The organism is Actinoplanes sp. NPDC024001, from assembly GCF_040638955.1.
Taxonomy (GTDB): Bacteria; Actinomycetota; Actinomycetes; order Mycobacteriales; family Micromonosporaceae; genus Actinoplanes.
Genome location: NZ_JBEZZB010000025.1, coordinates 71,964 through 82,381 on the forward strand (window position 1 = coordinate 71,964; position 10,418 = coordinate 82,381).

Sequence of the window (10,418 nt, forward strand, 5' to 3'; positions counted from 1 at the left end):
GAGCATGAGCCGGTTCCGGAAGTTCCCGCTCGTGCTCGCCCTCGTCGCCGTCCTGGTGGCCGCCTGCGGTGACGACGCCGCACCCGAGCGGGGCGGCGACAACGGCCTGGAGAAGGCCACCATCAACGTCGCGATGCTCGCGCTGGTGGTCAACGCGCCGTACTACATCGCCGTGCAGGAGAAGCTCTTCGAGGCCGAGGGCCTGACCGTGCGCACCCAGCCGGTGCAGCAGAGCACCCAGGCCTATCCGGCGCTCAAGGCCGGCGACGTCGACCTGGTCTTCGCCAACAACGCCTCGATGCTGCTCGGCCACGACAAGGGCGACATGCGGATCAACCTGGTCGCCGAGGGCAGCCGGCTGACCCCGAAGTTCATGGGCGTGCTGGTCATGCCGGACTCGCCGATCACCGACCTGAAGGGCCTCGAGGGCCACAGCCTCTCGGTGCACGTGCTCAACAACATCCAGGCGATCACCTTCGACGCGATCGCCGCGGTGAACGGCACCGACCCGGCGAAGCTGCAGTACCGGCAGGTGGTCTTCCCGCAGATGGCGGCGACCATGCAGAAGGGCGACCTGGACGCGATACACACCCAGGAGCCGTTCCTCACCGACACCGTGCAGAAACTCGGCGCCCGGATGGTCGCCGACGGCGGCGCCGCACCCGCCACCGACCTGCCGCTGGACGGCTATTTCTCCCTGGAGACCTGGACGAAGCAGAACCCGAGGACCGCTGCCGCCTTCCAGCGGGCCATCCAGAAAGCCTCCGAGATCGCCGCCGACCGGGCGAAGGTCGAGGCCGTCCTGCCGACGTACGCGCGCGGCATCGACCCGGCCGTGGCCAAGGCGATGACCATGCCGACCTTCGGCACCTCGACCAGCGCCGAGCGGATGCAGAAACTGATCGACCTGATGGTCGAGCAGAAGCGGCTCACCAACAAGATCGACGCCGGCACGATCGTGTTCCCTTGAGGAAGCTCGCGCGCGGCGCGGCCGGCGTCGCGCTGGTGATCGCGGCGAGTGAGGCGCTCGGCCGCGCCGGCATCGTGCACCAGGACTTCCTGCCGCCGGCCTCGGTGATCCTCACCCGGGCCGGTGAGCTGGCGTTCGACCCGGCGTTCCGGGCCGACGTGCGGGTCACCCTCACCGCGTGGGCGCTGGGCCTGCTCATCGCGATCGGCGTCGCCGTGCCGCTCGGTCTGCTGCTCGGCACCGTCGCACCGGTGGCCCGGGCGGTCACCACGATCGTCGAGTTCCTCCGGCCGATCCCGTCGGTGGCGCTCATCCCGCTGGTCGCGATGCTGCTCGGCACCGGCCTGGAGATGCGGCTCACGGTGATCGTCTACGCCGCGGTCTGGCCGATCCTGTTCAACACGATCTACGGGCTGCGCGAGGTGGACCCGCTGGCCAAGGAGACGCTGCGGGCGTTCGGGTTCGGGCGGTCCGCCGTGCTGCTGATGGTCTCGCTGCCGGCCACCGCGCCGTTCGTCGCAACCGGGGTACGGATGGCCGCGGCCGTGGCGCTGATCCTGGCCGTCACCGCGGAGATGTTCGGCGGGTTCGGCGCCGGCATCGGCATCTTCATCGCGCAGGCCGCCAACTATCCGGGCGGCGTCGACGACACCCTGGCCGCCACCTTCTGGGCCGGTATCCTCGGCCTCGCCATCAACGGGGTGCTCTGGCGCGGCGAACAACGGGTCTTCCACTGGGCGTACCGATGAATCTTCTTCAACGTGGCCAGGGCCGTCGCGGCCGGCGCCGGCCATCGGCCCGGCGCCAGGTTGAAAATGGTTCACTGAGTCTCTTCCTGCAGCGCTGGCTGATCTTCCTGGGCGCCGTGCTCGCCTGGCAGGTGGCGGCCTCGGCCGCCGCCGACCCGTTCTTCCCGCCGCCGGCGACGATCGTGCGGCACCTCGGCGCGCTCAGCGGCGACGTGCTGCCCAGCCTGGCCCGGCTCGGCGCCGGCTTCCTGCTGGGCGCCCTGATCGGAGCGGTCCTCGGGGTAGCGATCGGGCGCTCCCGGTGGGCCTACGAGTTCCTCGACCCGGTGCTGCAGTTCTTCCGGGCGATCCCGCCGCCCACCCTGGTGCCGGTCTTCATCGTGCTCTTCTCGATCGGGCCGGTCATGCAGGTCGCGTCGATCGTGTTCAGCGTACTCTGGCCGGTGCTGCTGAACACCGCCGACGGCGCCCGCACCGTGGAGCCGCTGCAGATCGAGACCGCCCGCGCGTTCCGGCTCACCGCCGCCGAACGCCTCGGGTTCGTGATCCTGCCGGCCACCATGCCGAAACTCTTCGCCGGGCTGCGGCTGGCGCTGTCCCTGTCGCTGATCCTGATGGTCTTCTCCGAGCTGCAGCCGGGCGTGGCCAACGGCATCGGCTTCCGGCTGCAGGAGGCGACGACCCGCTTCGACTACGAGACCGTCTGGGCGTCGATCGTGCTGCTCGGCGTACTCGGATATCTGCTCAACGCGGTGCTGCAGCTGGTGGAGCGCCGGGTTCTCGCCTGGAGGGCAGCCACATGACCACGGTCCGCGAAGCCTTCTTCGACGTGTGCCGCGACGCCGGCCTGACCACCTGGTTCGGCAACCCCGGCTCGACCGAGCTGCGGATGCTGCGGGACTGGCCGGACGACTTCGACTACGTGCTGGCGCTGCAGGAGGCGTCGGCGGTCGGGACCGCCGCCGGGTACGCGATCGCCACCGGCCGGCCGGCGCTGGTCAGCCTGCACTCGGCGGGCGGGGTGGGGCATGCGCTGGGTGCGGTGTTCAACGCGTACCGGGACCGGGTGCCGCTGGTCGTGGTGGCGGGACAACAGACCCGGGCCATGCTGCCGACTCGGCCGTTCCTCTCCGCCGACGAACCGGCGGCCTTTCCCCGGCCGTACGTCAAATGGAGCCACCAGCCGGAACGCCCCGCGGCCGTGCCCACCGCACTGGCCGAGGCCGTGCGGGTGGCGCTGGCGCCACCGCGCGGCCCGGTGTTCCTCTCCGTCCCCGAGGACGACTGGGACGCCGCAGCCGTCCCGGTGCCGCACCGCGCCGTCCACAGTGTTTTCACCGCCGCGCCGGAGGTGCTCCGCGAGGTCGCCGAAGCCCTGGACGCGGCCGCCGCGCCGGCGATCGTCGCCGGCCCCGGCATCGACGAGGACGGCGCCTGGGCGGAGACCACCGCACTCGCCGAGACGTTGCACGCGGCGGTCTGGGCGGCGCCGATGCCGAGCCGCGCCGCGTTCCCCGAGGACCACCCGCTGTTCCAGGGATATCTGCCGCCGGTCCGGTCCGCGGTCGCCGCCCTGCTGGAGGGCCACGACGTGGTGCTGGTGATCGGCGCGCCGGTGTTCACCTACCACGTACACACCGAGGGGCCGTTCGTCGCCGCCGGCACCCGGCTGTTCCACCTGGACTGCGACCCGGCGGCGGCCGCGTGGGCGGCGGCCGGCACCAGCGTGCTCACCACCGTGCGGGCCGGTGTCGCCGAGCTGCTCCGCCAGGTGAAACCGGCCGACCGCCCGGATCCGCCGCGGCGGGCCCGCCCGCCCGCGCCGCCGCTCGCCGACCCGCTCACCGCCGCCGTGGTCCTCGCCGAACTGCACCGCCGGCGCCCCGATGCGGTGCTGGTCGAAGAGGCGCCGTCCGACAAGGACGTCCTGCACGAGCAGATCCCGATCACCCGGCCGAACGGCTACGTGACGACCGGCAGCGGCGCCCTCGGCTGGGGGCTGCCGGTCGCGGTGGGCCGGGCCCTCGCCGGTGAGCGGGTGATCTGCGTGGTCGGCGACGGCTCCAGCCTCTACTCGATCCAGGCGCTGTGGACCGCCGCCCGGCGCCGGGCGCCGCTCACCGTCATCGTGCTGAACAACCGCCGCTACGAGGCGGTGTCGGCGCTCGGCCGCCGTATCGGCATCCCGTCGGTGCCCGGCACCGACCTGCCCGGCCTCGACTTCACCGCGCTGGCCCGCGGCTTCGGCTGCCCGGCCGCACGGGTGACCCGGGCCGCGCAGCTGGGGCCGGCGCTGGAGCGGGCCCTCGCCGGCCCCTGTCTGCTTGATGTCGAGGTCAGCACGTCAGGCGGTTCGCTCTACTGACGCAGCGGGTCGTTCCAGGACCACCGCCCCGGCCCCGGGCAGGGCGGCCGCGCGCCGCTCGGTCGACGTCAGTTCCTGAAGCGCTGCCCGGCTCCAGCGGTACTGCCAGTTCATGCCGTCCTCGTCCGTGATCACGGCGGCCCGCAGCCGGTCGAACCCGGCCGCGAGCAGCACCGCTCCGCCGGTGCTGAACCTGATGTGCCGATCGTGCGGGAAGGAGGCCGGCCTCCCGGGGGCGGCCAGCGTGATCGTCACCCGGGCCAGGCGCCCGGCGGACTCCGGTGCCCAGAGGGTGCGCAGGGCGTCCGCGGTGCGCTCCGCGGTCATCGTGGGGTGGTCCCGGCTCGCGGCGCCGATCAGCCTGACCTCCGCCGACGCGCCCATCACCGCGTCCAGGCGCCGCAGCAGCCAGCCCAGGTGCTCGCCTCGCCAGCCCGTCGTCCAGTGCTTGCCCGTGGTCAGGTCCCAGAGCGCCTTGAAGAGGTAGCGGTCGACGACCGTCGCCTGTTGCGCTCCGGTCGCCAGCGGCTCCAGCACGTCGCGCCAGAACTGATCCCGGGAGCTGCCGCGTGGCGCCGTCGCGTGATCGGCGAGTCCGCGAAGTCGCTTGATCGCCGAACACTGCGGAACCGTCGCGGTGGTCGCCACGTCCGGGCGCTGCCCGGTGTCGGTCAGAAGCCACTCGTCCACCGGGACACCGAGCGGCTCGCAGGCCTCCGCCGCGACGACCGCGACGTCGGCGTGGCCGCCCCAGTGCTGCCGGAGGTCGGCGAGAGCGTTGATGGAAGCGACCGGCACCGTGTCCGGCCGGCTGATCGTGATCCGTTTGATCTTGGCCAGGTGGATGAGCATCTCGCTCCATCGCCTGCGGGCGTCCGGAGGGAGGCCGGGGCCGCTCTGGACCGCCTTGATCAGCTCCACGGCGTCCCCGTTGCTGCCGAAGACGAGCCGCCCGTGGGCGTGCAACCCCTCCACCGCAGCCTGATGCAATGCGTTGGCGACCGCGGCGGGCAGTCCCGGCGTCGGCAGGGCGTTCGACGCGATCGCGACCCGGGCGTACATCAGAGCCCTCCGAACAGGTCTTCGAGGCGCTCGTCGAAGAAGCCGTCCGGCCACTCGTCGAGAAAGTTGCCCTCGTCGTCGAGGCGCAGTTGCCGGGCGGTGGTCTGCCCGTCGGCATCCTGATCGACGTAGACGACCGAGACCTGGCCCGCGTCGAGCACCCCCTCCCGGATCCGCCGCTGAGTGCGCAGCAGAAGGTGCTCGCTGTGCGTCTCCACGATCAGCTGGTTGCCCCGGCCACCCTCTCGGACCGTCTCGATGAACAGGTCGGCGAGCCGGGACTGCAGACGTGGGTGCAGGTGCGTCTCCGGCTGCTCGATCAGGACGATCGACTCGCGGCGGGTGAGCAGCTCCACGATCACCGGCAGGATCTGGCTGATGCCGAACCCGACGTCGGCCGGGGTCACGTCGACACCGGAGCGCCGGTCGGACAGCACCATCGCGACCAGGTCACCGATCAGACTCGTGGCGGCGCCGGCGTTGATCGGCAGCACCTTGAGCGAGTACGGCACCTCCATCCGCTCCAGCCACTCGTTCACCTCGTCGACGACGGAGGCGTGATCGAGCAGGAAGATCGCGATGTGCCGGCCGTCGTTGGCGGACGGATCGGTGGAGGACCGGTCGTAGAAACGGCGTGGCGCGGACCGCAGCGGGCCGAGCCAGATCAGGTCGCCGAGCAGGCCCCGCACCTCAGCCGACACGCCCGCGGCGAGCCGGGCCAGGCGGTTGGCGTGCACCCGCCCGATATCGACGGTCGCACTCCTTCGAACGGAGACGTCGATCAGGACCGCGGCCGACGGCATGAGGCCCGAACGTCGTACCGGCAGGCGTTTGTACCGCCCTCGTTGCAGCTCACGAACCGCGTACGCCGCATCGCGGTCGCGACGGCGCAGCAGTTCGGGCCCCCGGTCACGTGCCCGATTCCGCCGGTTGCGCGCGTCCGGCCGGTAGAACAGCGATCCCGTCGCCAGCTCCCGGAACACGTTCTGCACCTGCTCGAAGTCGACCTCGAGAAGATCCTGGGACGGATCCTCGCCGACCTCGAACGTCAGGGTGTGCTCACCGATGCGGAACCCGGTGGAGCGCAGGGCGCCCCGGCCGTTGCCATCGGTCCGGAACGTCCAGGTGAGCTCGCGCGGACGGGCGGGGTCCGCGGTCCCGTCGGCCGGGATCCAGCCCGGCACCGCGCCGTAGGTGAAGCCGAGCCGGACCTGATCTCCGGCGTGCCGGTGCAGCACGCCGGTGAAACCACCGACGTCGGTGATCCGGCCCTGCGTGATCAGGCCAGGCTCCTCGATGGACTGTTTCAGCAGCAGCAGCGCCTGGATGATGCTCGACTTGCCGGCCGAATTGGCGCCGTAGACGAGAGTCAGCGGCGCCAGACGGACCCGGGTGTCCGCGCCGAACGCCTTGAAGTTCGCCAGGCGGGTCTCCGTCAGCAGGCGCCGCTCCGGCGCCGGGTGGCTGACCGCCGCCTCGGGCAGATAGGCCTGCGGGACGAGACCCCGCTCGCCCAGATCGAGGTCGCCGGCCGCCATCACCCGGGCGACGTGAGCCGGCGCCTCGACCTCGCCGTCGCGCCGGTAACCGGTCAGGAGGTCAGCGAGCGCCGCGATGGCGTCCGGCGGCAGCTCGAGCGTGCCACCGCGGCCGGAGACGAAGTAGCTCTCCGCGTCGACGACGAGGACCCGGGCCGCTCTCTCCCCGGCCGTCCGGCTCGGTTCCCGGAGCAGGCAGACGGCGGTCGGGATGCTGGTGTGACGGAAGGCGCCACCCGGAAGGGAGATGATCGCCTCGACGGCATCGCGTGCCAGCAGGTGGCTCAACGTCTGCCGGTGTGCCGGGCCGACGCATTCCCGGCTGAGCACGACCGCCGCCCGGCCACCGGGCCGCAACGATGCCAAAGCCAGGTACACCCACGCGAGATCGCCGTTCGGCGCCTTTCCGCCGAGCGTTCTCATCCCGGTCGCCAACTGGTCGAGCTGCTCGTCGGTGAGCCGAACGCCGAAGGGCGGCTGCGCCAGAACGACATCGGCGTCACCCGGCCGCTCGAACGCGTCGCCCAGCGTCCACTGCGGATCCAGGTCCTGCAGGTGAAGCCGCATGACGGCACGGCTGAGCACCCGCTGGTTGATGTCGTTGGCCACGACCCGCACGCCCTGGCCCGCGGCGCCCGCGGCCAGCAGTGCATTGCCGTTGCCGCAGGCGGGGTCGTAGACGACGTCCCCGCTGCGCACCGTGAGCGCCGCCAGCAGCCGGGCGATCGACACCGGTGTGTCGCTCTCACCGGCGACGCGGTCGTGTCCGGCGAGCTGCCCGAACAACCACTCGAAAGTCGCCGGCACGTCTTCCAGCGGAACCTGGAGGACCTTGTTGATGAGCGAGGGCAGCAGGGCGTGGACGGCGGTGGCCTCGTTGAGTGCCGACCTCGCCGACTCCAGATCGCGCGGCGGCTGGTCGAGGGCCGAGATGCTCGTCACGAGCGGCGCCAGATCCTCCCGCAGACCCGACGGCCGCTCCCGCAGCCAGTTGGCGACCAGCAGGACGAGAAGGAGGTCGACGCCTCGCTCGACCCCGACTCCCCGGACCGCCTCGAACAGGCGAAAAGCGGTTTCCGAGATCCGGCCCTCGGCCTCGTCCATCGTCGAGCCCCTCCCCCGGACCGGACGCTCGTCGCCGGTCCGATCAAGATCTCGATGAGCCTAGGGCATCGGGCGGTGTCCGCTCACCGCGCCGGGCCATCCACTGTGGAGTTGGGGCCGCGGACCAGGCGGCCCACCTCCGAGCGCAGCGCCACGAACTCCGGCAGGGCGCGGGTGGCGATCTGCTCGCGCGGGCTCGGCAGCGGCACCGGCAGGTCGGCGCGCACACCGCCCGGCACGCCGCCGAACACCACCACCCGGTCGCCGACGTAGACGCTCTCGTCGATGTCGTGCGTGACCAGCAGGATCGTCATGCCGTAGCCGCCGCGGATCGTCAGCAGCAGATCCTCCAGCTCCTCGCGGGTCTGCGCGTCGACCGAGCCGAACGGCTCGTCCATCAGCAGCAGCCGCGGCCGGAAGGCCAGCGCCCGGGCGATCGACACCCGCTGCTGCATGCCGCCGGACAGCTGCCAGGGATGCTTGAGGGCCGACGGCCCCAGCCCCACCGACTCGAGGGCCGCCGCGGCGGCGTCCCGCCGCTGCGGCCGGGCCATGCCACGCCGGCGCAGCGGCAGGGCGACGTTGTCGCGGACCGTCAGCCACGGATAGAGCGACCGGCTGTAGTCCTGGAACACCACCGCCAGCCCGTCCGGCACGCCGTCGATCGGCTCCCCGTCGAGCCGGATCTCGCCCGCCGCCGGCCGTTGCAGGCCGGCCACGCACCGCAGCAGCGTCGACTTGCCGCAGCCGGACGGTCCGACGATGCTGACCAGCGCACCCTCGTCGACCCGCAGGTCGACGCCGCGGATCGCCACGTGCCCGTCGGGATAGGTGTGCGTGAGCCCGCGAACCTCCAGCATCCATCGATCGTAAAGAATCGATTCCGCGACCCACGGACCGGAAGCGGTCATGCCGGCCGGTCGTCCTCCGGGTGGATGGTCGCACCCGGCACCACAGCCCGCCCCTCAGCCGGTGGCGACATCGGGTTCGCTGATCGCGGCCCGGCCCCGTACGCGCCGGTCAACGGCGGGTCCGCGGTCCCGCCGAGGTCACCGCGCGGCGCCGCCGGGACCGACGCCCGCCCCGGGCCCCCAGAAGTTCCGGTGACCACCGCGGGCCCCGCCGCCCGCCGGATCAGCAGGACCATGACGGCGACCACCAGCACCACGCCGCCGCCGGCCACCACCCACCAGATCCAGACCGGCTGTGACCGCTCGCCGGGCCGCGGTCCGACGCGGACCTCGCCGGTGAACGTCGGCTCGCCGGTGTCCACACTGACCACCACGGTGGCCGGCAGCCGCGGCGGGGTCGGGAAACGCACCAGGTAGCGACCACTCAGCGTGGTCTCCACCTGGTCCAGCGCCGGGACCACCACCGGGTCCCCGGCCGGCGCGAAGAAGCCGCCGGTGCCGGTCGCGGCCGCCGACCAGTAGGGCGCCGCCGCCGCGGTGCCGACCACCACCAGGATCGTGCCGGCGTCGCGGAAGCGGGCGGCGAGCCGGTCCGGGTCGGACCCGCCCGCGTCGGCCGCCGTCGTGTAGAGCAGCACCACCCGCCGGCCGGCCGGCACGGCGGGGAACTGCCGCTGCGCGAGATCGAGCACCGCCGCGGTGTCGCGGTCGCCGCCGGCCTGCACCGCGTTCAGCGCACGGATCGTCCCGTAGGAGCCGCGCTGCGCCGGGCCGACCACGGCCGCCGGCGCCCGGTCCGGAATGATCACCGCCTGCGCGCTGGACGGGGCGGCCAGCATGAACCGGGCGGCGGCGCTGAGCCAGGCCGGCAGCGTGGCGGCGCCGGCCGTCGACGCGTCCACCACCAGGGTCACCGCGAGGCCGTCGGCGACGACCGGTTCCAGCCGGGCCGGCTGGGCGGTGCCGTCCCGGACCACGGTGACGGTGCTCGACGTGGTCGGCGGCCCGGAACTCAGATCGACCACGACGGTGGTCTCCGGCCCGGCGGTGATGGTCGCCGCGACCGGGAGCGGCAGCGCGGGCGGCACCGCGAGCGGAATCGCGAACGAGGCGGCCAGCGCCAGGGCGGCGAGTCTAGGCCGGGTCGGCGTACGCGATGACATTGTCGCGATAGCTCCCTCTGCTCCGGTCGAAGCCGCCGCCGCAGGTGACCAGCCGCAGCGTGGCGTCGAGGGTGGGCGCGTAGACCAGGTCCGTCGGGAATTCGTCCTTCGGCACCCGCGAGATCCGGGTGATCCGGAACGTCACCGTGCTCCCGTCCGCCAGGTCGACCTCGATCGGCGTCCCGCTCGCGGCGCCGGCCAGCCCGGCGAAGATCCCCGGCCCGGACTTCGAGTCGACGTGCCCGAGGATCACCGCCGGGCCCGGCTGGCCGGGACGGGGGCCGTGCTCGTACCACCCGGCGACGTGCGGGCTCTGCGGCACCGCGACCGAACCGTCCCGTTGCAGGCCGAGGCGTTCGAGTTCGCTCTGCACCCGCAGTGCCGGAATGCGCAGCCGCACCGGCGGCGCCACCACCGCGTAACCGGTCTCCGACTGGAAGCCCTCGGCCCGGATCGGCCCGATCACCTCCGCCGCGGGTTGCGGTCCGGCGGCGGGCGCCGCGCCGCCGTGTGCCTGGGCGCCGGCGAGGGATCGGAAGAGCACACGCTGAACTCC

At 72.7% G+C, this 10,418-nt stretch carries 9 protein-coding genes; 4 read left to right on the forward strand and 5 right to left on the reverse strand.

What is annotated here, in order from left to right:
• Nucleotides 1-4: 4 nt before the first annotated feature.
• From AB0F81_RS12770 to mdlC, 4 genes are read left to right on the forward strand one after another with little or no spacing between them, the layout of a single operon-like run.
• Nucleotides 5-970, forward strand: coding sequence for an ABC transporter substrate-binding protein (locus AB0F81_RS12770; protein ID WP_360195436.1), 966 nt, complete (start codon nt 5-7; stop codon nt 968-970).
• Nucleotides 967-1,719 (forward strand): ABC transporter permease subunit, encoded by a 753-nt coding sequence (locus AB0F81_RS12775; protein ID WP_360195439.1) that lies wholly within the window; start codon nt 967-969, stop codon nt 1,717-1,719. Before AB0F81_RS12770 ends, AB0F81_RS12775 begins: the two co-directional genes overlap by 4 nt.
• Nucleotides 1,716-2,522 carry an ABC transporter permease gene (locus AB0F81_RS12780; RefSeq protein ID WP_360195442.1) on the forward strand — a complete coding sequence of 269 codons (807 nt, stop codon included), beginning with the start codon at nt 1,716-1,718 and terminating at the stop codon, nt 2,520-2,522. Before AB0F81_RS12775 ends, AB0F81_RS12780 begins: the two co-directional genes overlap by 4 nt.
• The gene (gene mdlC / locus AB0F81_RS12785) at nt 2,519-4,084 is read left to right on the forward strand and encodes a benzoylformate decarboxylase (protein WP_360195445.1); all 1,566 of its coding nucleotides are present in this window, start codon (nt 2,519-2,521) and stop codon (nt 4,082-4,084) included. The genes AB0F81_RS12780 and mdlC overlap by 4 nt, the downstream gene beginning before the upstream one ends.
• Here the strand turns inward: mdlC and AB0F81_RS12790 are convergent.
• From AB0F81_RS12790 to AB0F81_RS12810, 5 genes are all read right to left on the reverse strand, one after another.
• Nucleotides 4,064-5,146 carry a hypothetical protein gene (locus AB0F81_RS12790; protein ID WP_360195448.1) on the reverse strand — a complete coding sequence of 361 codons (1,083 nt, stop codon included), beginning with the start codon at nt 5,144-5,146 and terminating at the stop codon, nt 4,064-4,066. The two genes, mdlC and AB0F81_RS12790, sit on opposite strands and share 21 nt — an antisense overlap.
• Nucleotides 5,146-7,788, reverse strand: coding sequence for a DUF3696 domain-containing protein (locus tag AB0F81_RS12795; protein WP_360195451.1), 2,643 nt, complete (start codon nt 7,786-7,788; stop codon nt 5,146-5,148). The genes AB0F81_RS12790 and AB0F81_RS12795 overlap by 1 nt, the downstream gene beginning before the upstream one ends.
• 83 nt (nt 7,789-7,871) lie before the next feature.
• Entirely contained in the window at nt 7,872-8,648 is a 777-nt protein-coding gene (locus tag AB0F81_RS12800) for an ABC transporter ATP-binding protein (RefSeq protein WP_360195454.1), read from the reverse strand.
• Between the two features lie 47 nt (nt 8,649-8,695).
• Nucleotides 8,696-9,862 carry a hypothetical protein gene (locus AB0F81_RS12805; RefSeq protein ID WP_360195457.1) on the reverse strand — a complete coding sequence of 389 codons (1,167 nt, stop codon included), beginning with the start codon at nt 9,860-9,862 and terminating at the stop codon, nt 8,696-8,698.
• A partial coding sequence (locus AB0F81_RS12810) for a class F sortase (RefSeq protein ID WP_360195460.1) occupies nt 9,834-10,418 on the reverse strand: 585 nt, incomplete at its 5' end. The genes AB0F81_RS12810 and AB0F81_RS12805, both read right to left, overlap by 29 nt.

What these genes read in the sequence shown, in the direction of transcription:
- AB0F81_RS12805 (WP_360195457.1), bottom strand. Translation starts at nt 9,862, where the DNA reads ATGTCATCGCGTACGCCGACCCGGCCTAGACTCGCCGCCCTGGCGCTG.
- AB0F81_RS12800 (WP_360195454.1), bottom strand. Translation starts at nt 8,648, where the DNA reads ATGCTGGAGGTTCGCGGGCTCACGCACACCTATCCCGACGGGCACGTG.
- AB0F81_RS12780 (WP_360195442.1), top strand. Translation starts at nt 1,716, where the DNA reads ATGAATCTTCTTCAACGTGGCCAGGGCCGTCGCGGCCGGCGCCGGCCA.
- mdlC (WP_360195445.1), top strand. Translation starts at nt 2,519, where the DNA reads ATGACCACGGTCCGCGAAGCCTTCTTCGACGTGTGCCGCGACGCCGGC.
- AB0F81_RS12795 (WP_360195451.1), bottom strand. Translation starts at nt 7,788, where the DNA reads ATGGACGAGGCCGAGGGCCGGATCTCGGAAACCGCTTTTCGCCTGTTC.
- AB0F81_RS12770 (WP_360195436.1), top strand. Translation starts at nt 5, where the DNA reads ATGAGCCGGTTCCGGAAGTTCCCGCTCGTGCTCGCCCTCGTCGCCGTC.
- AB0F81_RS12790 (WP_360195448.1), bottom strand. Translation starts at nt 5,146, where the DNA reads ATGTACGCCCGGGTCGCGATCGCGTCGAACGCCCTGCCGACGCCGGGA.